Genomic DNA, 23,523 nt, shown 5'->3' with positions numbered 1-23,523 from the left:
TTGTCTGATGAGGAAATAATTAGTCTACAATTTCCACAGTCGAAGTCGCACTTAGGCCTCGTACAAGTTGAGATCCTTTTCTTGCTCGTTCGCCACGATAATTATCAATATCGCTCGGCTTAAGGGTGATTTTGCGCTTGCCGGAAACAAACACTAACGATTGTGTCGGTTTAACCAGTAATAAACGGGCAAGCAATTCATTACCTTCTTTTGCCGCCGGTGCGGAAATATTGATAATCTTATTCCCTTTACCTTTCGAAAGCTGTGGCAATTCGGTGATCGGGAATACTAACATTCGTCCGACACTACTCATTGCGACAAGCGAAAGTTCAGCTTCGTTATCAATTAATTGCGGCGGCAGCACTTTGGCATTTTCGGTTAAAGAAATAACCGCTTTACCCGCCTTATTGCGAGAAACCAAATCTTCAAAGCTACAAATGAAACCATAACCGGAATCCGACGCCATCAGGACTTTAGTGTCCGAGTTCGCCATTAACACTTGTTGCACAGTTGCCCCGTCCGGTAAAGTGATTTTACCGGTAAGTGGCTCACCTTGTGAACGAGCCGATGGCAATGAAGTCGGATCAAGCGCATAAGCTCGCCCAGTACTATCTAGGAACACGACCGGCTGATTACTTCTGCCATGCGCATGGGCAAGATAGCCGTCACCGGCACGATAACTTAAGCCTTGCACGTCAATATCATGCCCTTTCGCACAGCGTACCCAGCCTTTTTCCGATAGAATTACCGTCACATCTTCGGTTGGGGTTAAGTCACTTTCAGAAATTGCTTTTGCTTCAGCACGCTCAACAAGCGGTGAACGGCGTGGGCTAGCAAACACTTTTGCATCCGCTTGAATTTCTTTTTTGATCAGCGTATTTAAACGGCGCTCCGAGCCAAGCGTTAATTGCAATTCATCACGCTCTTTTTCAAGCTGTGATTTTTCTGCTTGCAATTCGTGTTCTTCTAATTTTGCTAAATGACGTAAACGTAAATTTAAAATCGCTTCGGCTTGTGCTTCGCTCAAATTAAAGCGAGCCATTAATGCCGTTTTCGGTTCATCTTCATTACGGATAATTTCGATCACTTCATCAATATTGAGGAAGGCGATTATCAAGCCGTCTAAAATATGCAAGCGGTTTAAAATTTTATCTAAACGGTAATTTAAACGGCGCCTTACCGTAGTACGGCGGAACGCTAGCCATTCGGTTAAAATCGTGTGCAGATTTTTCACCGCCGGTTTGCCGTCTAGCCCAATCATATTCATATTGACTCGATAGCTTTTCTCTAGGTCAGTCGTGGCAAATAAATGATCCATTAACGCTTCAAAATCAATACGATTTGAACGAGGCACAATCACGATGCGAATTGAATTTTCGTGATCCGATTCATCACGAATATCATCCACCATCGGCAATTTTTTATTCCGCATTTGCGTTGCGATTTGCTCAATGATTTTTGAAGGCGAGGCTTGATGTGGCAATGCCGAAATCACAATTTCTCCGTCTTCTTTTTTCCATACCGCACGCATTTTGATTGAGCCTTTGCCTTGCTCATACATTTTGGCAATATCGGCCTTAGGGGTAATAATTTCCGCTTCGGTCGGGTAATCCGGACCTTGTACCACCGTCATTAACTCCGCAAGACTTGCTCTCGGATTTTCCAATAACATCACACTTGCTTCGACTAATTCATTGATATTGTGCGGAGGAATATCGGTTGCCATACCGACAGCAATTCCCATTGTGCCATTTAGCAAAATATGCGGTAAGCGTGCCGGTAAATATTTTGGCTCTTCAAGCGAACCATCAAAATTCGGCTGATAATCGACCGTACCTTGCCCTAATTCGCCCAATAATACCTCTGCCATTTTTGACAGTTTTGATTCGGTATAACGCATCGCAGCGAAAGATTTCGGATCGTCAGGCGCCCCCCAGTTCCCTTGCCCGTCAATCAGTGGATAGCGATAAGAGAAGGGCTGTGCCATGAGTACCATTGCTTCATAACAAGCACTATCGCCGTGCGGATGGAATTTACCTAACACGTCCCCGACGGTACGTGCAGATTTTTTGTATTTCGCCGAGGCATTTAAGCCCAATTCGGACATTGCATAAATAATACGGCGTTGTACCGGTTTTAACCCATCACCGATAAACGGCAATGCACGGTCCATAATAACGTACATTGAATAGTTGAGGTAAGCGTCTTCGGTAAAGCGCTTAATCGGCATCTGTTCAACGCCTTCGTAATTAATTTCTGTACTCATTTTTGCAAATAATTTAGTAAAAAAGACCGCTTATTTTCTATGATTTATGGATATCTGTCCACCTCAAAAATGACAAGCACCAAGATTTTGCAAAAATCTAACCACTGCTAAAATAATTAACGATTTTCTGTAAATTTTTCTGTATAATGGGTTCGTTTTATTTCTTAGTTTTAGAGAGGCGGCTATCAAAAACTGTTTGTTGGCACCCAGAGAGTTTTTGCTAGTCGCAATTTAAAGAAATAAAACGAAACGATTAAAAGTAAATTAAGGAATTTCAAAAATGAATCCAATTGTTAAGCAATTTAAATACGGTCAACATACCGTAACATTAGAAACAGGTGCTATCGCTCGCCAAGCAACGGCGGCAGTTATGGCTAGTATGGACGATACAACCGTATTCGTTACCGTAGTGGCTAAAAAAGATGTAAAAGAAGGCCAAGATTTCTTCCCATTAACCGTTAACTACCAAGAGCGTACTTATGCGGTTGGTCGTATTCCGGGCGGTTTCTTCAAACGTGAAGGTCGTCCGTCTGAAGGCGAAACGTTAATCGCGCGTTTAATTGACCGTCCTATCCGTCCACTCTTCCCAGAAGGCTTTTTCAACGAAATCCAAGTTGTTGCAACTGTTGTCTCTGTAAACCCGCAAATTAGCCCAGATTTAGTTGCAATGATCGGTGCATCAGCAGCACTTTCATTATCAGGCGTACCATTCAACGGCCCTATCGGTGCAGCACGTATTGGTTTTATTAATGACCAATTCGTACTTAACCCAACTATTTCAGAACAAAAACAAAGCCGTTTAGATTTAGTGGTTGCAGGTACGGACAAAGCTGTATTAATGGTTGAATCTGAAGCGGATATTCTTTCTGAAGAACAAATGTTATCGGCAGTAGTATTTGGTCACCAGCAACAACAAGTTGTGATCGAAAACATCAAAGAATTCGTAAAAGAAGCAGGTAAACCGCGTTGGGACTGGGTTGCTCCGGAGCCAAATACGGCATTAATCAATCAAGTTAAAGCATTAGCGGAAGCTCGTATCGGTGACGCATATCGTATTACCGAAAAACAAGCACGTTACGAACAAATTGATGTAATTAAAGCGGACGTTATCGCACAATTAACCGCACAAGACGAAACAATTTCGGAAGGTGCAATCGTTGATATTATCACTGCTTTAGAAAGTTCTGTCGTTCGTGGTCGTATCCTTGCGGGTGAACCTCGTATTGACGGTCGTACCGTAGACACCGTTCGTGCATTAGATATTTGCACCGGCGTTTTAGCTCGTACTCACGGTTCTGCGATCTTCACCCGTGGTGAAACGCAAGCATTAGCGGTTGCAACTTTAGGTACTGAGCGCGATGCACAAATTATTGACGAATTAACCGGCGAGAAATCTGATCGTTTCTTATTCCACTATAACTTCCCCCCATATTCTGTAGGTGAAACAGGTATGATCGGTTCGCCAAAACGTCGTGAAATCGGTCACGGTCGTTTAGCAAAACGTGGGGTGTTAGCGGTAATGCCAACTGCGGAAGAATTCCCATATGTAGTACGTGTCGTTTCTGAAATCACCGAGTCTAACGGTTCTTCTTCAATGGCTTCTGTATGTGGTGCATCTTTAGCGTTAATGGATGCCGGCGTGCCAATTAAAGCAGCAGTTGCGGGTATCGCAATGGGCTTAGTAAAAGAAGAAGAAAAATTTGTCGTACTTTCAGATATCTTAGGCGATGAAGACCACTTAGGTGATATGGACTTTAAAGTAGCCGGTACACGTGAAGGTGTAACTGCACTTCAAATGGACATTAAAATCGAAGGTATTACACCGGAAATTATGCGTATTGCATTAAACCAAGCGAAAGGTGCTCGTATGCACATTCTTGGCGTAATGGGACAAGCGATTCCGGCACCTGCAGATATCTCTGATTTTGCGCCTCGTATCCACACAATGAAAATTGATCCGAAGAAAATCAAAGATGTTATTGGTAAAGGTGGTGCAGTAATTCGTGCATTAACAGAAGAAACCGGTACTTCAATTGATATTGATGATGACGGTACTGTGAAAATTGCGGCAACTGATAATAATGCAGCAAAAACGGTAATGGCTCGTATCGAAGATATCGTTGCAGAAGTTGAAGTAAACGCTATCTACAAAGGTAAAGTTATCCGTGTTGTAGACTTTGGTGCGTTTGTTTCTATCTTAGGTGGCAAAGAGGGTTTAGTACATATTTCACAAATCACTAACGAACGTGTTGAACGTGTTGCGGACTACTTAAACGTAGGTCAAGAAGTGGCTGTAAAAGTTGTTGAAATTGATCGTCAAAACCGTATTCGTTTAACGATGAAAGACATCAACAATGATGCGGCGACACCAGCTGAAGAAACTGAAGCTCAACCTCAAGAGTAACAAGCTGAGATCTAATACCACTCACATAATCTACCCTCTTTAGCAGAGGGTAGATATTTTCTCAAAGGCTGCTTATCTAATGTTTTCACTGATATTTAAAATGTTTTATATTCGCTTCTTAATGTTCAATCTTTTCACATTCTTATTTATGACCGGTTGCGTCAATCGCAATATTTCACAAATGGTTTCGTCAAATCATTTAGCATTAGCCGAATTGAACCCGCAATTACGCTTTGAACAAGAAGTGATGGTTGTCCGTTTAACACAGGTATTACAAGAAGCAAAATTAAGCCCTGCCGAACGTGCAGATCTTCATTTTAAACGAGGTGTACTCTATGACAGCTTAGGTTTATGGTCCCTTGCTCGTTATGATTTTACCCAAGCTATCGGTCTTAGCCAAAAAATGACTGCTGCCTATAACTATATGGGTTTATATCTGTTACTTGAAGATGATTACGACAGTGCTATTGATGCCTTCAATGCCGTATTAGAACTTGACCCAAGCTATAATTATACCTACTTAAATCGTGGTTTAGCTTTTTATTATAGTGGTCGTTATTCGGAAGCAGAACGTGATTTATTGCGTTTTTATGAAGAAGAAAAGCAAGATCCATATCGTGCATTATGGTTATATTTCAATGAGTTAGAACTCAAACCTAATGAAGCAAAAGCAAATCTAATTGCTCGATCCAAATCATTATCTCTAGATTTTTGGGGAACAAATGTGGTACATTATTTCTTAGGGGAGTTAACTCTTGGACAACTTCGTGATAGAATAGAAAAAGAAGCGCAACCAAATACTGCTTCTTATGCGGAAATTCTAACCGAAACGTATTTTTATCTAGCAAAACAACAACTCAAACTAAATAAAACGGATGAAGCCACCACGCTTTTCCGTCTCTCTCTTGCAAATCAAGTGTATAACTTTGTTGAGTATCGTTTTGCCTTATTTGAGCTTTCTCAGCTACGTAGTAATAGCGCAGCAGCTCGAATTACTCCCGTTGTTGGGAATAATTAGGACGATTTAAGCGGTCTAATTTTGCAAATTTTTTGTAAAAACAGATCGCTTGTACTCTTTGGGACAAATTGTTAAAAGCATCTGATTTGCTTCATTACTTTATTTTTTCTTTCCTAAACTCAACAATTTATTATCAATTGATAATGGATAACTGAGATAATTTGTTATGTATTGCAATGCATAACCTAATTATCTTTATCACTCCATTATTTATTACTTATGGTTTTTTATGACAACTAATTCTTTAACTTTCGCAGACTTAGGTCTTCCACAATCAATTCTTGACGCAGTAAATGAAATCGGCTTTGTAAACCCATCGCCAATTCAACAAGAAACAATCCCACACTTATTAGCTGGTCGTGACGTACTTGGTATGGCACAAACCGGTAGTGGTAAAACAGCAGCATTCTCTTTACCGTTACTTGCACAAATTGATCCGACACAACACCATCCACAAATGTTAGTGATGGCACCAACCCGTGAATTAGCAATCCAAGTAGCAGATGCGTGCGAGCAATTTACTAAGAATATGAAAGGCGTGCGTGTTGTAACCGTTTACGGTGGTCAACGTTATGACATTCAACTGCGCGCATTAAAACAAGGTTCACAAGTTGTTGTTGGTACTCCAGGTCGTATTCTTGATCATATTCGTCGTGGTACATTAGATCTATCTGCACTCCAATCTATCGTATTAGATGAAGCGGATGAAATGCTTCGTATGGGCTTTATTGACGACGTTGAAACCGTGATGGCAGAATTACCGGAAAATCACCAAACAGCATTATTCTCTGCAACGATGCCTGAGCCGATTCGTCGTATTACTCGTCGCTTTATGAAAGATCCGCAAGAAGTTAAAATTCAAGCGACTCAACGTTCTGCACCAGATATCACACAAAGCTACTGGTTAGTAAATGGCTTCCGTAAAAATGATGCGTTACTACGTTTCTTAGAAGTAGAAGAATTTGATGCAGCAATTATCTTTACTCGTACCAAAACCGGCACAATTGATATTACTGAATTATGTGAACGCAACGGATACCGTGCGGCGGCATTAAACGGTGATATGACCCAGCAAGCACGTGAGCAAACGTTAGCAAAATTAAAATCAGGTCGTTTAGATATCTTAGTAGCAACCGACGTAGCAGCTCGTGGTATCGATATCGAACGTATCAGCCTTGTAGTGAACTTTGATATTCCATTAGATGCGGAATCTTATGTTCACCGTATCGGTCGTACCGGCCGTGCAGGTCGTTCTGGTCGTGCATTATTATTTGTAGAACCTCGTGAGCGTCGTTTACTTCGTAATATCGAACATTTAATGAAAAAACCGATCGATGAAGTTGCAATTCCAAATCACGAAATTTTAATGGAAAAACGCCGTGAGAAATTTAAAGCACGTGTTTCAGCACAATTAGAACATCACGATTTAGAGAAATACCGTGAATTACTTGAAGATTTATTCACAGCCGACCAAGACCACGAGGAATTGGCAGCTGCAATGATGATGATGCTTCAAGAGAAACAAAAATTAATTCTTCCGCCGGATCCGGAAATTCGTGCAGCACGTGGCGAACGTGGTCGCAGAGACCGTGACGAGCGCCGTGGAGGACGTGATGAGCGCCGTGGCGGTCGTGAACACCGTGAGAACGGTGTGGCAATGGATCTATATCGTATCGAATTAGGTCGTGAAGACGGTGTGGAAGTACGTCATATCGTAGGCGCTATTGCTAACGAAGGTGATATTAGCAGCCGTTATATCGGTCACATTAAATTACACGATACTTACTCTACGATTGAGTTACCACAAGGTATGCCGAACCACATTGTGCAACACTTTGCGCAGAAAGCACGTGTATTAAACAAACAGATGCAAATGTCTTTGTTAGGCCCTACCGGTGGTGTAAACAGCCAACCGTTTGAAGAACGCCGTGGTGGTGGTCGTCGTAGCGATAGAAATGACCGCCGTGGAGATCGTGGTGGCCTTAACGACCGTAAAAAAGGCGGTTTTAAAGAAAAACGTTTCAATGACAGAGGTCGTGGTCGTCGTGACTAATTCACGTTGTTAACTAAATGCCCCAGTTTTGGGGCATTTTGCTATCCAATCAAGCGGTTAAATTTTTTCTAATTTTTACGATTATGTTTATCAAACCTCAAACGACCCAATGTTCACTAGCCATCTCAGCACAAGATATTCACTTTATGCAATATGCTTTAGCATTAGCGGATCGTGCGGAAGCAATAGATGAAATTCCTGTTGGCGCAGTTCTGATCGATAGCGATGGAAACATTATTGGTGAAGGCTGGAACCAAGTGATTCAACTTGCCGATCCTAGTGCGCATGCAGAAATGCTTGCAATACGTCAAGCAGGTAAAGTACAAAATAACTATCGCTTATTAGGTTGTACTCTATATGTCACTTTAGAACCTTGCACTATGTGTGCCGGAGCTATTTTACATAGTCGCTTACATCGCTTAGTTTTTGGTGCGAGTGACTATAAAACCGGTGCTATCGGTTCGAGATTTCATCTGTTTGAAGATTACAAAATGAACCATTTTCTTGAAATTCGAGGAGGAGTATTAGCGGAAGACTGTAGTCAAAAAATCAGCCGATTCTTTCAACGCCGACGAAAAGAACATAAGCAACAAAAACAAGCGGTCTAATTTTCTGCATTTTTTGCAAACTCCTTGGATAAGGACACCTATACGGTGTCCCTAGTGTGTCAACAAACACCCTATCTTTTAATCTGTTCTAACAGCAATGCCATAATACGGTTATCTGAAGTTAATTCCGGATGAAATGCACAAGCCAGTAAATTACCTTGCTTGGCAAATACAACATTTCCTTGCCATTTCGCCAATACCTCTACCTCATATCCAGCAGCACTAATATAAGGTGCACGAATAAACACCGCCGGAAAAGGTTCAGTAAATCCTTTAACCATTAATTCCGCTTGGAAGCTATCAACCTGTCGCCCAAACGCATTACGTTGAACTTGGATATCCATTTTCGCCAAATGAGGTTGCTCATCGTCTTCAAGTTTATTCGCTAATAAAATCAATCCGGCGCAAGTGCCTAAGATAGGTTTATTAAATGATTGTAGCGCCTGAAATAAACCGCTTGAATGAAGTAATCGTCCAATTGCGGTACTTTCGCCACCGGGCAATACAAGCGCATCAACTTGCTGCAATTCGACTAACGTCTTTACCGCAATGGCTTTTGCACCCAAAGTTTCTATTTGAGCGATATGTTCCGAAACAGCCCCCTGTAATGCCAATACGCCTACGGTATATTTTGTGTAATCGTTCATCACCAACCACGCTCTTGCATACGATCTTGTGCCGCTAATTTGCTGATCTCCAAGCCTCTCATCGGTTCGCCTAAATCCTCCGAAAGACGAGCAATCAAGTCATAATCTTGATAATGAGCGGTAGCTTCTACAATCGCTTTTGCAAACTTTTCCGGATTTTCGGATTTGAAAATTCCTGAGCCGACAAAAACACCGTCTGCACCGAGTTCCATCATCAAGGCGGCATCTGCCGGTGTGGCAATTCCGCCCGCCGCAAAATTCACCACTGGTAATTTGCCTAACGTTTTAATTTGCAACAATAGTTCAAATGGTGCGCCTAACTGTTTTGCCTCAGTCATCAGCTCGTCATGACTCATATTAATCACTTTACGTAACTGCGCATTGACCTTACGTAAATGGCGTACCGCTTCTACTACATTGCCCGTTCCCGGCTCTCCTTTAGTACGTAGCATTGAAGCCCCTTCACCAATACGGCGCAGAGCTTCGCCTAAATCTCGACACCCACACACAAAAGGCACGGTATAGTCACTTTTTAATAAGTGAAACTCTTCATCCGCCGGGGTTAATACCTCACTTTCGTCGATATAATCTACGCCCATTGCTTCCAACACTCTCGCTTCGACAATGTGTCCGATGCGGACTTTTGCCATTACCGGAATGGATACAGCTTCCATCACTTCATTCACAATCGTCGGATTCGCCATTCTTGCTACCCCGCCCGCCGCACGAATATCGGAAGGTACACGTTCCAACGCCATCACGGCAACCGCACCGGCAGCTTCTGCGATACGAGCTTGTTCCGCATTCACTACATCCATAATGACCCCGCCTTTTTGCATTTGAGCCATTCCGCGTTTAACTAGATCTGAACCTAACATTTTAGTCATTTTAATTTCCTTATTATTGATATGAAAAACGATGGCTATTTTTAGCTCGAACAGATATAATTAAAAGCATCAATTTAATAAATATTAATGAGGTCAGAAGTGAAAAAATTAAGCTATCTACTCAATAAGCAACAAGCTACACCGCTTTATTTACAACTTTATCAGCAAATCAAGCGGTCTATTTACAGCCAAGAATTGCAACTTGGCGATAAATTACCGTCTAAACGTCAGCTCTGCGAACACTTGCAAATTAGCCAAAATACGGTGGAAAGTGCCTATGCACAGCTGTTAGCCGAAGGTTATATCGAATCCAAACCTCGCAGTGGTTTCTTTGTCTGTTTTCAGGCAGAGTTAGCTTATCCGCATACTAATGTCGTAAAAAGTTTTGTAAATCCGACCGCTTGTAGCGAATATGAAATTGATTTCAACCCGAATAAAATCGATAGCCAATCTTTTCCGTTTAATCGTTGGAAAAAATGTGCGAATTGGGCAAATAAAGATTTTTTGAATATGGGCGATAAACAAGGTGACCTCAATTTACGTCAGCAAATCTCTCAATATTTATTGGCTTCACGCGGGGTGAATTGCGAGCCGGAGCAAATCGTGATCGGGGCGGGCTTAGAAAGTTGCTTACAGCAATTGATCTTATTATTTCAGCAACTCAACCCTACTATGAATTGGGCGATGGAATCATACGGTTATCCTACGGTAGAAAAATTACTGCATCTCTACCAAAAGCCGATTGTTAAAATGCCGTTTAGTTCGGAAAATTATCAGCTGGACATTCCTTTCTTGGAACAAAACCGAATTAACGTCGCTTATTTAACTCCCTCACATTTATATCCGTTCGGTCATATTTTAACGATCGGACAACGCCAACAATTACTCGAATGGGCAGTAGCACAAGACGGTCGTTACATTATTGAAGACGACTACGACAGCGAGTTCCGCTACACCGGCAAACCGATTCCCTCGCTTCAAAGTTTAGACAGGCAAGATAAAGTGATCTATTTAGGCTCATTTTCCAAATTACTGATGCCCTCGCTACGGATTACGTTTTTGGTGTTACCTCGCAATTTATTGCGCGAATATCAGCGATATTGTGAATTTTTTAATGCGTCTGTTTCACGATTGGAACAGCAAAGGTTAGCTAAATTTATTCAATCCGGTGAATTCGAAAAACATATCAACCGCATGCGCAAGGTATATCGCAAAAAAATGGAATTATTGTGTGAGCTGTTAGTCCCTTATAGCAAACGGATTAAATATTACGGCGAACATTCCGGCTTCTATTTGCTGATCGAATTATTAGATGAAACAAGATCATTAAATCAATTAGTTACATTGGCAAATGCACAGAAAATTAAGGTCTATCCGATTCATCAACAACAACGTAGATTATTTAGTTTAGGCTTCGGCCATTTATCGGAAGAACAGCTTCGGGAAGGATTAGATAAGTTGTTGCATTGTTGGGATATTGCTTGCTAACAAGCGGTCAAATTTGTCAATTTTTTGGCAAAAATAAAGGCACGCAATACGTACCTTTTTCTTTATTTCGCAAAGATTAGAAATCCAATAATTCTTTTTCTTTTGCCGCTAATACTTCATCAACTTTTTTCACATAGCCGTCAGTGATTTTTTGGATTTCATCTTGTGCTTTACGCTCTTCGTCTTCACTGATTTCTTTGTCTTTTAATAACGCTTTGATTTGATCATTTGCATCACGACGTACGTTACGGATGGCAATTTTACCTTGCTCGCCTTCGCCTTTTACGATTTTGATTAAATCACGACGACGTTCTTCCGTTAATGGCGGAAGCGGAACACGGATGGTTGCACCGGCTGACGATGGGTTTAAACCTAAATCGGAAGTTAAAATCGCTTTTTCTACCGCGCTAATTAAAGAACGGTCAAATACGTTTACCGCTAAAGTACGCGCATCTTCCGCCACCACGTTCGCTAATTGACGAAGCGGTGTTGCAGAACCGTAGTATTCTACTTGGATACCGTCTAAAAGGCTCGGTTGCGCACGTCCGGTGCGAATTTTAGAAATATGGCTTTTTAACGCTTCCAGGCTCTTTTCCATACGGTCTTGAGTATCTTTTTTAATTTCGTTGATCATTTGTTGTTCCTTTCAATATTTGAGTCAATAAACTGTTCAAGTTTACCTAAATCCCTTTCATTTTCATAGTCCTAACGCTAAATTTCTCATTTGGTTAAATTAACGCAGCGAATAATAAGCAATAAAAAACGACCCGCTTTTACTGTATTCAGATAATTAAGAAATAATCGTACCTTCGGTTGTACCGGTTACTACTTGTTTTAATGCACCCAGTTTTACCATATTAAATACACGAATCGGCATACCGTGGTCACGTGCTAACGTAAATGCCGCTAAGTCCATAACTTGTAATTCTTGATCAATCACTTCCGCATAAGTTAATTGATTATAAAGTTTCGCATCGGCAAATTTAGCCGGATCTTTATCATATACGCCATCGACTTTCGTTGCTTTTAATACGATATCCGCTTCGATTTCAATCCCGCGTAAACAGGCTGCGGAATCCGTAGTAAAGAACGGGCTACCTGTACCAGCAGAAAAAATCACCACACGTTTTTCACGTAACATTTTAATTGCTTCGGACCAGTTATAAGTGTCACAAATACCGTTTAATTGGAATGCAGACATTAATTTTGCGTTTACATCCGCACGGTGTAACGCATCACGCATTGCTAAACCGTTCATTACAGTTGCAAGCATACCCATATGGTCACCCACAACACGGTTCATACCCGCTTTTGCTAATTTCGCACCACGGAACAAGTTACCGCCACCAAGCACAACGCCAACTTCTACGCCCATTTCTACTAATTCTTTTATTTCTAACGCCATACGATCCAAAATTGACGGATCGATGCCGAAGCCTTCATCACCTTGTAGCGCTTCGCCACTTAACTTTAATAAAATACGGTTGTAGATTGGTTTACTCATTTTAATTGCCTCTTATGCTGTATGGACTAAAAACAAAATTACGCCATTATAGACTATCCTGTTTAATCAGGAAATAGCAACCGATTATATTTACTTCTTGGAATAGCAAATGACACAGAAATTAACAAAACAACAAGTCATCTATACTTTTATTGCGCTGCTTTTAGCAATTTTCGCCGGCTACTTTATGCTAAAAGGTTCCGATTTCTTCCCTACACCTAATTCTTATTGAAATACTATGCGCCATCATTTTAATTATTGCGCTCGGAAGTTCTAAGATTTCGTACTACGCATTATTATTACCGATTACTATCGGCTATATGCTATATACGCCAATCGGCTTATCTTTCGGTGCGCCGTCTTATCAATATATTGCTTCATTATTTGCAACCGATTTACTGGAAGGACGAGAGTTTCTCACTCAGTTACCGATTAGCAACTATTTGATTACTATCGGAATCTTACTAGCGGTCATTTTTTTCAGAAAAATTACCAAACAGCATCAGATTAATTTCTTGAACAATCGTGCATTTATTATTAGCTCATTAGTGGTTTCACTTTTCAGCCTTGCTCCCTTCAAATTCTTTCACGAATTTTTTAGTGAAAGTATGAAGGTAAAACAGGAATTAGAAGCGCTAAATAACAGTACTGCGATTCCTTCCGAATGGGGCAATTCCACACTTTCTAGCGATTCAAAATATGATGATTACGTGTTAGTTATCGGTAAAAGCGCCCGTAAAGATTATCATCATGCTTACGGCTATCCGGTTGAAAATACGCCGTTTATGAGCAACGCGAAAGGTACGCTAATTGACGGATTCACCGCTGACGGAACCAATACCATTTCGTCACTCAAATTATTACTCACCAAGCCGAATACTCAACCTTGGGAAGGCAATTACCGCTTAAATTTAGTCGAGCTGGTCAAATCCGCCGGTATTAAAACTTACTGGATTTCCAATCAAGGTTATTTAGGGCGTTTTGATACGCCTATTTCTTCATTGGCAAACAAAAGCGATGAGAAGATCTTTCTCAAATCAGGTAATTCATTTAGCCAAAATATCAGTGATTTCGCATTACTGCCGAAATTCAGCCAAGTGATTTCACAAGCGGCACAAGGCAAAGCGCTTTATTGCGGTACATTTATATGGTTCACATTCGATTACCTGCGATTGCCTAACCGATTACCCAAAAATCTTTGATGATGCCAAAATTGCGCAAAAATATCACAACGTGAACTGTTACCTTTCTTTGATGAAGAAAACCGATGAATTATTGGAAAAACTGTATAACGAGTTAAATCAAAATAAAGCGAAAAGCGGCAGAAGCTTCTCCATGGTTTACTTTTCCGACCACGGTTTAATCCATAGTGAAGACAATAAAGGCATCCATATTTTAAATACCGCACAAGGCAAGCTGCACTTTGACGTACCGTTATTTAAAATTTCAAGCGATGATACCGAACGCCACGTTTATAAAGTGTTTAAATCCGGTTTAAACTTTACTGACGGTATCGGTAAATGGATTGGCATTACTAATGAGAAATTAAATCCACAAGCGGATTTATTTAGTAGTCAAAGCGATAAAGACGATTACGGACTGAAGCAAGTAATTGAAAAAATCCCAGAAAAAGCCGATCCGGCGATTGTAATTCCAACCAAATAGTTAGCTGATAACAAGCGGTCATTTTTAGCAAAAAATTTGCAAAAATTTCAGCAAATATGACCGCTTAACCAATTGGTAGATAGAAATAAAAAAGCAGGCCAAAGCCTGCTTTTTCTATTTTCATACCGAAAATTAAACTTTTTGCATTGCAGCAACTTCTGCAGCGAAGTCAGTTTCAACTTTCTCGATACCTTCACCAACTTCTAAACGGATGAAGTTAGATACAGAAGTGTTTACTGATTTTAAGTATGCACCAACTGTTTGTGAAGGATCCATTACGAATGCTTGACCAGTTAATGAAACTTCACCAGTGAATTTAGCCATACGACCTTCAACCATTTTCTCAGCGATTTCTTTTGGTTTACCAGAGTTCATCGCGATTTCGATTTGGATTTCACGTTCTTTAGCAACTACGTCTGCAGAAACGTCTTCTGGGTTTACGAATTCTGGTTTAGATGCTGCAACGTGCATTGCAACTTTCTTCAATTCTTCTTCTGAACCTTCACCAGCAACTAATACACCGATTTTCGCACCGTGTAAGTATTGTGCAATTACGTTACCGTCTAAGTATTGAACACGACGGATGTTCATGTTCTCACCGATTTTAGCAACTAATGTAACACGTTTCTCTTCGAATTGTGCCGCTAATGCTTCAATTGTGATGCCTTTGTTTGCTGCTGCGTAATCGACAACTTCGTTTGCTAATTCTAAGAAACCAGCATCTTTTGCTACGAAGTCAGTTTGGCAATTCATTTCAACTAACACACCGAAACCGTTAGCAACGCGAGCTAAGATAACACCTTCAGCTGCCACGTTACCTGCTTTTTTAGCCGCTTTAGCTTGGCCTGATTTACGCATGTTGTCGATTGCTAATTCGATATCACCGTTTGCTTCAACTAACGCTTTTTTACATTCCATCATACCTGCGCCAGTACGTTCACGAAGTTCTTTTACGAGTGATGCTGTGATTTCAGCCATTTTGTATTCCTCTAAGGTTGAATTAGATAAGAAAAGCAGGGGGATAAAAAATCGCCCCTGCTCCAAAGTGATTTAAGGGCTATGCCTTAATAACGATTATTCAGCTGTCGCTTCTAACTCAGCTTCAACGTTTGAACCACGACCTTCTTTAACTGCTGCTGATGCTGCGTCTAAGTAAAGTTGGATTGCACGTGTTGCGTCATCGTTACCAGGGATGATGTAGTTTACACCGTCTGGCGTAGAGTTTGTATCAACGATAGCAAATACCGGAATACCTAAGTTGTTCGCTTCTTTGATTGCGATATGTTCGTGGTCAGCACCGATTACGAAAATTGCATCCGGAAGACCAGCCATATCTTTGATACCGCCTAAGCTTAACTCTAATTTTTCTAACTCACGAGTACGCATTAACGCTTCTTTTTTAGTGATTTTGTCAAAAGTACCGTCTTGAGTTTGAGCTTCTAAATCTTTTAAACGTTTGATTGATTGACGTACTGTTTTCCAGTTAGTCAACATACCACCTAACCAACGGTGGTTTACGTAGAATTGTTGGCAATCTACTGCTGCTGCTTTAACTGCTTCAGACGCTGCACGTTTTGTACCAACGAATAAAATTTTACCGTTGTTGCTTGAAATGCGAGTTAATCCCGCTAAAGCTTCGTTGAATAAAGGTAAAGTTTTTTCTAAGTTGATTACGTGAACACCGTTACGCGCACCGAAAATGAATGGTTTCATTTTTGGGTTCCAGTAACGAGTTTGGTGACCATAATGAACGCCCGCGTTAAGCATATCGCGCATAGAAACTTGTGCCATAAGAATTTTCCTTAAATGTTGTTTGCTTTGTCACTTATGAAAGACAAAGCGGGGTTTAGCCTCCACATATCCTAATAAATCAACCACTTACGTAGCACCCCGATCATTAGCTTGCGATATGTGTGTGTTTTAGTGTTAAAAAATAAATATGAATGTTTCTCGCCTAAAATTCTTCAGACAAAAAACGGGGCGAATTATGCCAAAAAACGGATAAAATTACCAGCGATTTTTTGCAAAAATACCGGCAAATTTAACCGCTTGTATTAACTGCAATTAATGCACTCACAGCGCTCACGATCGGTTAAATTGATCTGCTTATTGTGGAACTGCTGCAAAGTACAACGATGCCCTACGCTAATGATAATACTATTCGGTAATCGCTCTCGAATCGTCCGATACAAAATTGCTTCGGTCGGTTCATCTAATGCCGATGTCGTTTCATCGAGGAAGATCAACTCCGGTTTCGCTAATAAAATACGCACAAAAGCCACTCGTTGTAATTCGCCCGGTGAAAGAGTTGCTTGCCAATCGGTATCAAAATCCAGAGAATCCACATACTTGCTCAAACAACACTGTTGCATTGCTGCTTTTAATTGTTCGTTCGTCACAGCTAAATTCAGATAACAAATCGCTTCACGTAAACTACCTTGCGGTACATACGGACGTTGCGGTAAAAATAGCGGTTGTTCTAAACAAGCACGTTCTGCTACTCCGAACGTTTCAAATGGATAAATCCCCGCCAAAGCTTTCAATAAAGTGGTTTTTCCACTGCCGGAAGCGCCTTGAATCAACAATGAATCGCCGGCTTGTAATTCAATATTTATATTTTTCAGCAAAATTTGACCGCTTGCGTCTTTGACCCCAAAATCTTTCAGCACAAAACCTCTTGAACACGGGTAAGGCGCATTTACCTGCATTTGGTCGAGCTTATCCAAGGTAGTGAAAAAGCCGTATAGACGATTTAAGCGGGCTTGATATAGGGTAAATTCTTCATAAAACAAGCGAAAAAAAGACAAAGCTCGCATTAAGCGATTAAACGATTGTACCGTTTGGTGCATATCGCCTAATGTTGCTTGCCCTGCGAAGAAACGGGGCGCTTGTAACATCAAGGGTAAAATCATCGCAACTTGTGTTACGCCGGTATTAAAGCCGTCCAGCCCTAACATTTTGCGCACAATCTTCCAGCGGTTTGCAATGACATAATCGAATTTAGCGGTTAAATTATGCTGTTCTCGTAATTCACCCGAATAGAAAGCGATACTTTCGGCATTATCTCGCACACGAATCAATGAATAACGGTAATCCCCTTGCAACTTTTCTTTATTAAAATTCAAACGCATCAGCGGTCGTCCAATCCAAACCGATAAAGCGGTTGCAAAAATGATGAACAGATAAATAAAGAACACAACGCCTTTCGGAATATCTACACCAAATAGCGTCAGCAGTCCCGAAAGCCCCCATAAAATAATGGTAAACTCGATGGTTGCGACAATCGAATTAATCACGCCTCGAGTGACTTCAACCGTTCCTGAAACAAAAGCGGTTGCGTCCTGCTCAATACGCTGATCGATATTATCCGGCAACGTTTTCTCATACTGTAGCAGATAGTAATTTTTATTTTGCAACCAACGATTTAGCATCTCACTGTTGAGCTTTTCCAACCACTTAATTTCAAACGATTGGGTAAGAAAATAATTGATGATCGAGTGAATAATCTTCACGATCACCAATAACGCATTAATACCGGCAAAAAACCAAAACGCCTCGACCGCCTTGTTTTGCAACGATTTATATAAACCGTTGTAGAAGAAGGTATTGAGTACGCTGATACGTACTTCCAGTAGGATCAAAAAGATCAACAATAAAAGTAAGCCGAGCGTTTTCCCTTTATGGCTTTTCTGCCAACAAGGGTGAGTGATATGCCAAAAGCGCTGCCCAAATTCGGTTTGTTTGAGTAACCCGCCCGCCAGCAAAAGTCCGGCAGACACACAACAAAGCGCACTTATCAACCACAAAAAACTATTATTTAATTCTGTTTGCCAGTTCATTTAAACACTGTCTGAAAAATAACAAATCGCGTTTCCGCACAAAAAAACAAGCGGTCGGAATTGGCAAATTTTTTGCAAAATCCGACCGCTTGCCAAAGCCTATTTAGAATGAATATTCCATATTTGCCCAGTAAGTACGAGGCATACCTAACACGGCAAAACTGCGGTCATATTGACCACGTTGTACCTGCCAGTAACGTTTGTTAAAGGCATTTTCCACTCCACCACGTAAAGTCAGCGTTTGTTTGTCAGCCACTTTCACTACATATTTCGCACCGAAATCTACTGTGGTATAAGACGGCAAGCGATAATTCGCTGCGCTATCTTGGTAAGATTTTCCATAGTATTGTAATGCGGCATTCAGCGTTAAGTTAGCCACAAACGGCGTATCCCATTCTACATTAGCTTTCGCCATCCAACGAGGGCTGGTGACTTGTACGCCGTCAACAAAAGTATCCTTATAGGTTGGGAAATCAAATAATTTCGCTTGGTTATAAGTCAAACCTAATGATGGACGTAACGTATTATCGAACAAACTCGCATAAGTATTAAATTCAATCCCACGGTTACGTTCTTTGCCATGCTCTTTACCCGCAAGTGCTTTCAGTGCGGCTTTATTACCACGAATAATCCCCGGGCGGCGAATTTCATACGCACTTAGCGTGGTCGTTAGCCAGTTATCCCAGTTTTTACGCACACCAATTTCGATTTGCTTGCTAACACGCGGGCTATTCATCTCACCGGTTTCCGCATCAATATTACCCGGCTCTAAATCTTCCAAATAGTTACCGTAAAGTACCAAATCCGGATTTGGCACATAAGCAAGGGTTACCATCGGACTAAAGCGATCCGCTTTCACTTCCGTACCGGCTTTTTTATCCTGTTGCTTAATCCACTGGAAGCGGCCGCCCAAAGTTAGACGAACGCTATTTTCAGTAAAACCTAAGGTATCGGCAAAGGCAAGGCTATTAGCACTCAGCTTTGAATCCACTCCTTGAGTATTTGCAGTTAAATCAAAGTTTTTTAACGGCGCAAAGCTTGGTGCATAGATTGTACCACCTTTAATTTTTCCATTGGTTTTACTGCTTTGGTCATGATCTCGCTGGCGTACCACCGAATCAAAAGCTAAATTCCAATTATGCGAAATCGCTCCCGTTTCAAAGTCGCCCTGTAATTTCAAATTACCGCTGGTATTACGAGAACGGAAATCAATACCACGAATACCGTTTACTTCAAATTCACCGTTCTGCTTAGGCGCAGTAATTTGCCCGAATGCGCCCGAATAACGAGATTCCATATGACCTAAGCCGCCGGATAACATCATTCCGTAAGCTAAATCGTATTCGAAAGTCCCCATCACGGTTTCATCTTCGGTAGTCTGTCCTAACCAATGCGGATTTAAGTTAGTTTTACCGTTTGGCGCAACAGGAACAGTATAAGCAAGATTTTGCAGTTCCTGTAAACGAGCACGTCCGCCATCGATATCACGTTTGCTATACATATAATCCAAGCCAACACGTAATTTATCACCACGATAATCCGTACCGATCGCCAATTCTTTATTCATTTCATCGTAATCGTTACGTGCAGTATCGCCGTCACGGTATTTACCGCTTACACGTACGCCCCATTCGTTATTCGCACCGAAACGGCGACCAAAATCGAACGATTCTTGTAAACGATTATTGCTATACCAGCCGAAACCGATTTTATTAATCTCTTCATTAGTTGCACGTTTGGTTTCGATATTCATTGAGGCACCGGTAGAACCTTCCGGATCCATACCGGTAGCTGCAGTGGAAGCACCTTTAATTAATTGTGCCGAAGCCACGGCTGCAGTCGGCGAATTATAAGTCGAATATAAACCTGCCAAACCGTTTACACTTACTTGGCGCATATCTAATTGCAAGTTACGTACATACACACCGGATAACGTATTGGTTTCACCACCGAAATTCATTACCGAAGCATCAGTTTTCGCAATCGCATCCACTACATTACGAGGTGCTTTATCTTCAAACGCTTTCTCATCATAATTAACTACGGAAATCGGCGAAGTAAAAGCAGTCTGTCTACCAAGCAGGCTTAAATTCACAATTTCTTTTTGTTTATCGCCTGCCGCTTTTGCTTTTTCAAATTGCGCACTCACGTTGACTTGTTCAAGCATTGCCGCTTGCGATTGTGGTAACGTAAATAATGCGCTATAAATCACACTATATTTGAATTTCATACCAATACTTCCATAAAATAATCAATAAAAAATACCTCAATAAATAGGTTTTAATTATTGAAAATAATTCTCAATCAAAATTTGAGAACATACCTATCTTTCCAATAGAAATCACCCTGAGTACCTTATTATTTACTTTTATTTACAAAGTAATTACCAAGCAAACAACAAGCGGTCATTTTTAGCTCAAATTTTGCAAAAGTTTGAGTAAAAACAACCGCTTGTGGTTAATCTACTAACAATTTAAAAACGCTGTTTATCCTTCATTAACCAGCCGAATAAACCGATAATTAACACCATCACCATAATCAACGTTGAGCCGTATGCCACTGCCAGACCGTACGCCCCGTCTTCGACTCTATTCAGAATATAAGATGTCGCCACTCGGGTACTTGGCGAAACTAAAAACACGATTGCACTAATCATCGTCATGGAACGGACAAAACTCGTCACCAATGCCGATAAAAATGCTGGCTTTAACAGTGGCAAGGTTACAAATAGTAAAGTTTTCAACGAACTTACTCTTAATGAAAACGAGGCTTCATCGAGTAATTTATCCAATTGCTGCAATGCTGCCATACAGGCTCGCATACCAATCGGCATATTGCGAGTTACCATTGATAAGACAATAATCGCCGCCGTATCGGTAAGGTAAATCGGCGAATGATTAAACGCCACCACATAAGACACGCCGGCAACTGTCCCTGGTACGACAAAACAAAGTAAGGTTACAAACTCCAAACTTTGCTTGCCGACAAACGTACGGCGAGTCAGCAAATAAGCAATCAATAATCCCAATACTGCACTGATTGGGGCGGCAATCAGTGAAAACAACAGGGTTTGAATCAATTACGGGAAACCGCCCTGAGCTAAGCCTTGTCCACGGTTGCCGATACGCTTAATGAGTTCCAAACAATGAGTAAAATATAGCTTTGCTCAAGAATCGCAAACGAATTACCTTCGCTGAACATCGTGCTAAAAATTGTGGTGATCGGATATAAAATAAAAAGCGCTATCGTTAATACCACCACTAACAAGCTCACAATCATAAAGCGCTCCGCTTGTAACACTTTTAAATTCGCCAACACATTGCTGCTGATTGCCAATAATGCTAAAGCAAGAAAAATAATTGCATAGCCGAAACGATAGTTAGGATAAGAGGCGGAAGATAATAGAAAGCAGGTAAGTAACAACACCAAACTCAATTCAATTCGGCTGCGTAAGATGCGATCTTTTATGAAACGAAACGCCGGAAAAATCAGTAAACCGCCAAACTAAAGTCAACTGATATTAACGTCACTCCAGCCCATTGCCGCAACAAATTCGCTTTTGGTAGCACTGAATAAGCCGTAATCTAACGCCTTCGATGGCAAACAAGCAAAGGCAAGCAATGCTAATAAGATCCAAAAATAAGAATGAGAAAAACGTTGTAACATAAAAGATTTGTGCTATTCAAAAAAATAAACCACGACATAGCGTGGTTTATAAGCGGTTAAATTTAGCTGAAATTTTGCAAAAATTGCCTGTAAAATTTGGGAGAAATTCAACCGCTTGTCATCAAAGAGAAAATTATTTCGCTAATTTAATTTCAGTAAGCCATTTATCAATTAAACGCTTACCTTCTTCACTCGAACCGAATTTATCAAAATCGAAATCCAATAAGTCGAATTTTTTCGGATCTACCGAACTTGGCGAAGCCTTCGCATTCACATTGGTCGGAATCTGATATACACCATGTTCTCGCCACGGTAATTCTTGTGCTTCGGTGCTTCGGTGCTTCGGTGCTTCGGCACTTAACACGTAATCCATAAATAATTTAGCATTTTCTAAATTACGTGCGTTTTTAATAATACTCGCTCCGCCCAACGCATAACCGACTTTACCTGCCGGAATCACTGTTTCAACTGGCGCACCTTTTTCCTTTTCCGTAGCATAAGCGTGTACAAAGCCGATACTTGCGCTACTTTCGCCTCGAGAAAGATTTGCCGTCACCAAGTTACTTTTTACATATTGCGATACGTTTTCATTTAATTTCTTAAGATACTCGAACGCCTTTTCTTTCCCCAATTTTTGAATAAGCGTTGCCATAATCGTGTAAGTCGTCCCTGAAGATCTGGGATCCGGCAGCTGAATCTCACCTTTAAATGCCGGATTCAACAAATCATCCCAGCTTTGCGGCGCTTTCACGCCCAATTTCTGTAGCTTCTCACTATTTACCCCAGAACCCAACACTAACATATAGATAATCGAGGTTTTATCGCCACATTTTTCCATTAGTGATTTAAATTGCGGCAGAATCTCCGCTTGTTTTGGCGGACGATAACTTTCTAATAAGCTACGTTTTCCGGCTTGGAAATGCGGTTCAATCGTACCGCCGCCCCAAATATCCGCCTGTGGATTGTCTTTTTCCGCCTTAATTTTGCCGAAAATCGTACCGGTACCGCCGTGGATAAACTGCGTTTAAACCTGATATTGCTTCGCAAACTTTTGAGTTAAGTTTTCACACACCTCATTTTGCACCGTACAATAAACGGTTAAACGCCCCTCCGCCTGAGCTGTGTTCGCACTTAATTAATGCCGATGTTGTACTTGCGATTAGAGCCAACGTTTTTAGTTTTACTTTCATTATGCTTATCCTTTTTATTTACAGAAAACTGTGCGTCATTTTCAAGACAAACAGGTATGATTCAAATAATCAGAAATTAATATTTTAACAGAGTCAGATTTACAAATAATGCTAATAAAATAGCAAGCGGTTGTTTTTGCAAGAAATTTCGGTATTATGTAGCAGTTGCACAAAGACCAAAATTTAAACAAAACCGTACAAAAATGCCCTTATTTCGATAAGGGCATTGTTTTTACTATAATTGTATTTTACAGAATTCTGCTCATTTTTCCATTACTCGCTTTTCGG

Annotated in this window: 17 protein-coding genes and 2 pseudogenes; 6 read left to right on the top strand and 13 right to left on the bottom strand. The window is 40.9% G+C overall.

Annotated features, from left to right (window positions below; genetic code table 11):
* Positions 1-19: 19 nt before the first annotated feature.
* Positions 20-2,266: a DNA topoisomerase IV subunit A gene (parC, locus tag HMPREF0027_RS04660; RefSeq protein WP_005622642.1), complete on the bottom strand. Its 2,247-nt coding sequence runs from the start codon at positions 2,264-2,266 to the stop codon at positions 20-22.
* Positions 2,267-2,546: 280 nt separating this feature from the next.
* Here parC and pnp point away from each other — a divergent pair, with 280 nt between their 5' ends.
* From pnp to tadA, 4 genes are all read left to right on the top strand, one after another.
* Entirely contained in the window at positions 2,547-4,670 is a 2,124-nt protein-coding gene (pnp, locus tag HMPREF0027_RS04655) for a polyribonucleotide nucleotidyltransferase (protein WP_005622641.1), read from the top strand.
* 79 nt (positions 4,671-4,749) lie between these two features.
* The gene (nlpI, locus tag HMPREF0027_RS04650) at positions 4,750-5,688 is read left to right on the top strand and encodes a lipoprotein NlpI (protein WP_005622640.1); all 939 of its coding nucleotides are present in this window, start codon (positions 4,750-4,752) and stop codon (positions 5,686-5,688) included.
* Positions 5,689-5,917: 229 nt separating this feature from the next.
* The gene (locus HMPREF0027_RS04645; protein ID WP_005622639.1) at positions 5,918-7,741 is read left to right on the top strand and encodes a DEAD/DEAH box helicase; all 1,824 of its coding nucleotides are present in this window, start codon (positions 5,918-5,920) and stop codon (positions 7,739-7,741) included.
* A 17-nt stretch (positions 7,742-7,758) separates the two neighbouring features.
* The gene (gene tadA / locus HMPREF0027_RS04640) at positions 7,759-8,349 is read left to right on the top strand and encodes a tRNA adenosine(34) deaminase TadA (protein WP_005622638.1); all 591 of its coding nucleotides are present in this window, start codon (positions 7,759-7,761) and stop codon (positions 8,347-8,349) included.
* Positions 8,350-8,420: 71 nt separating this feature from the next.
* On the opposite strand, the gene pdxT is transcribed toward tadA, so the two are convergent.
* Both pdxT and pdxS read right to left on the bottom strand, forming a co-directional pair.
* On the bottom strand, positions 8,421-8,996 hold the full coding sequence (pdxT, locus tag HMPREF0027_RS04635; RefSeq protein WP_044024288.1) for a pyridoxal 5'-phosphate synthase glutaminase subunit PdxT: 576 nt from the start codon (positions 8,994-8,996) through the stop codon (positions 8,421-8,423).
* Positions 8,996-9,883: a pyridoxal 5'-phosphate synthase lyase subunit PdxS gene (gene pdxS, locus HMPREF0027_RS04630; protein ID WP_005622636.1), complete on the bottom strand. Its 888-nt coding sequence runs from the start codon at positions 9,881-9,883 to the stop codon at positions 8,996-8,998. The genes pdxT and pdxS overlap by 1 nt, the downstream gene beginning before the upstream one ends.
* A gap of 87 nt (positions 9,884-9,970) precedes the next feature.
* On the opposite strand from pdxS, the gene pdxR reads away from it, so the two are divergent.
* The gene (gene pdxR / locus HMPREF0027_RS04625; RefSeq protein ID WP_005622635.1) at positions 9,971-11,371 is read left to right on the top strand and encodes a MocR-like pyridoxine biosynthesis transcription factor PdxR; all 1,401 of its coding nucleotides are present in this window, start codon (positions 9,971-9,973) and stop codon (positions 11,369-11,371) included.
* 76 nt (positions 11,372-11,447) lie between these two features.
* Here pdxR and frr read toward each other — a convergent pair whose 3' ends face one another.
* Both frr and pyrH read right to left on the bottom strand, forming a co-directional pair.
* The gene (frr, locus tag HMPREF0027_RS04620) at positions 11,448-12,005 is read right to left on the bottom strand and encodes a ribosome recycling factor (protein ID WP_005596791.1); all 558 of its coding nucleotides are present in this window, start codon (positions 12,003-12,005) and stop codon (positions 11,448-11,450) included.
* A 156-nt stretch (positions 12,006-12,161) separates the two neighbouring features.
* Entirely contained in the window at positions 12,162-12,875 is a 714-nt protein-coding gene (gene pyrH / locus HMPREF0027_RS04615) for a UMP kinase (protein WP_005622634.1), read from the bottom strand.
* 109 nt (positions 12,876-12,984) lie between these two features.
* On the opposite strand from pyrH, the pseudogene HMPREF0027_RS04610 reads away from it, so the two are divergent.
* A pseudogene (locus HMPREF0027_RS04610) lies at positions 12,985-14,540 on the top strand (phosphoethanolamine transferase).
* A gap of 132 nt (positions 14,541-14,672) precedes the next feature.
* Here the strand turns inward: HMPREF0027_RS04610 and tsf are convergent.
* The 8 genes and pseudogenes from tsf to HMPREF0027_RS04580 all read right to left on the bottom strand — a co-directional run bounded on the left by tsf (position 14,673) and on the right by HMPREF0027_RS04580 (position 23,060).
* A complete protein-coding gene (gene tsf, locus HMPREF0027_RS04605; RefSeq protein WP_005622628.1) occupies positions 14,673-15,518 on the bottom strand; it encodes a translation elongation factor Ts in 846 nt (281 codons plus the stop codon).
* A gap of 96 nt (positions 15,519-15,614) precedes the next feature.
* A complete protein-coding gene (rpsB, locus tag HMPREF0027_RS04600) occupies positions 15,615-16,331 on the bottom strand; it encodes a 30S ribosomal protein S2 (protein ID WP_005622626.1) in 717 nt (238 codons plus the stop codon).
* Positions 16,332-16,594: 263 nt separating this feature from the next.
* The gene (locus HMPREF0027_RS04595) at positions 16,595-18,379 is read right to left on the bottom strand and encodes an ABC transporter ATP-binding protein/permease (RefSeq protein ID WP_005622622.1); all 1,785 of its coding nucleotides are present in this window, start codon (positions 18,377-18,379) and stop codon (positions 16,595-16,597) included.
* A gap of 103 nt (positions 18,380-18,482) precedes the next feature.
* Entirely contained in the window at positions 18,483-20,609 is a 2,127-nt protein-coding gene (locus HMPREF0027_RS04590) for a TonB-dependent siderophore receptor (RefSeq protein WP_005622620.1), read from the bottom strand.
* A gap of 243 nt (positions 20,610-20,852) precedes the next feature.
* Positions 20,853-21,491, bottom strand: a pseudogene (locus tag HMPREF0027_RS13135) (ABC transporter permease); the annotation flags it as partial.
* Positions 21,479-21,805 carry a hypothetical protein gene (locus HMPREF0027_RS13130; protein ID WP_420834418.1) on the bottom strand — a complete coding sequence of 109 codons (327 nt, stop codon included), beginning with the start codon at positions 21,803-21,805 and terminating at the stop codon, positions 21,479-21,481. The pseudogene HMPREF0027_RS13135 and the gene HMPREF0027_RS13130, both read right to left, overlap by 13 nt.
* A gap of 84 nt (positions 21,806-21,889) precedes the next feature.
* Positions 21,890-22,045, bottom strand: a complete 156-nt coding sequence (locus HMPREF0027_RS13125; RefSeq protein WP_005622614.1) for a hypothetical protein — start codon at positions 22,043-22,045, stop codon at positions 21,890-21,892.
* A 133-nt stretch (positions 22,046-22,178) separates the two neighbouring features.
* Positions 22,179-23,060 (bottom strand): extracellular solute-binding protein, encoded by an 882-nt coding sequence (locus HMPREF0027_RS04580; RefSeq protein ID WP_420834421.1) that lies wholly within the window; start codon positions 23,058-23,060, stop codon positions 22,179-22,181.
* Positions 23,061-23,523 lie beyond the last annotated feature (463 nt).

Source organism: Actinobacillus ureae ATCC 25976 (assembly GCF_000188255.1).
Classification (GTDB): Bacteria; Pseudomonadota; Gammaproteobacteria; order Enterobacterales; family Pasteurellaceae; genus Actinobacillus; species Actinobacillus ureae.
Note: the sequence above shows the minus strand (reverse complement) of the source record. Positions and strands in the feature narration are given on the sequence as shown.

Excerpts from the sequence above, each read along its gene's own strand:
- parC (WP_005622642.1), bottom strand. The coding sequence starts at position 2,266 with ATGAGTACAGAAATTAATTACGAAGGCGTTGAACAGATGCCGATTAAG.
- pnp (WP_005622641.1), top strand. The coding sequence starts at position 2,547 with ATGAATCCAATTGTTAAGCAATTTAAATACGGTCAACATACCGTAACA.
- nlpI (WP_005622640.1), top strand. The coding sequence starts at position 4,750 with ATGTTTTCACTGATATTTAAAATGTTTTATATTCGCTTCTTAATGTTC.
- HMPREF0027_RS04645 (WP_005622639.1), top strand. The coding sequence starts at position 5,918 with ATGACAACTAATTCTTTAACTTTCGCAGACTTAGGTCTTCCACAATCA.
- tadA (WP_005622638.1), top strand. The coding sequence starts at position 7,759 with ATGCCCCAGTTTTGGGGCATTTTGCTATCCAATCAAGCGGTTAAATTT.
- pdxT (WP_044024288.1), bottom strand. The coding sequence starts at position 8,996 with ATGAACGATTACACAAAATATACCGTAGGCGTATTGGCATTACAGGGG.
- pdxS (WP_005622636.1), bottom strand. The coding sequence starts at position 9,883 with ATGACTAAAATGTTAGGTTCAGATCTAGTTAAACGCGGAATGGCTCAA.
- pdxR (WP_005622635.1), top strand. The coding sequence starts at position 9,971 with ATGAGGTCAGAAGTGAAAAAATTAAGCTATCTACTCAATAAGCAACAA.
- frr (WP_005596791.1), bottom strand. The coding sequence starts at position 12,005 with ATGATCAACGAAATTAAAAAAGATACTCAAGACCGTATGGAAAAGAGC.
- pyrH (WP_005622634.1), bottom strand. The coding sequence starts at position 12,875 with ATGAGTAAACCAATCTACAACCGTATTTTATTAAAGTTAAGTGGCGAA.
- tsf (WP_005622628.1), bottom strand. The coding sequence starts at position 15,518 with ATGGCTGAAATCACAGCATCACTCGTAAAAGAACTTCGTGAACGTACT.
- rpsB (WP_005622626.1), bottom strand. The coding sequence starts at position 16,331 with ATGGCACAAGTTTCTATGCGCGATATGCTTAACGCGGGCGTTCATTAT.
- HMPREF0027_RS04595 (WP_005622622.1), bottom strand. The coding sequence starts at position 18,379 with ATGAACTGGCAAACAGAATTAAATAATAGTTTTTTGTGGTTGATAAGT.
- HMPREF0027_RS04590 (WP_005622620.1), bottom strand. The coding sequence starts at position 20,609 with ATGAAATTCAAATATAGTGTGATTTATAGCGCATTATTTACGTTACCA.
- HMPREF0027_RS13125 (WP_005622614.1), bottom strand. The coding sequence starts at position 22,045 with ATGTTACAACGTTTTTCTCATTCTTATTTTTGGATCTTATTAGCATTG.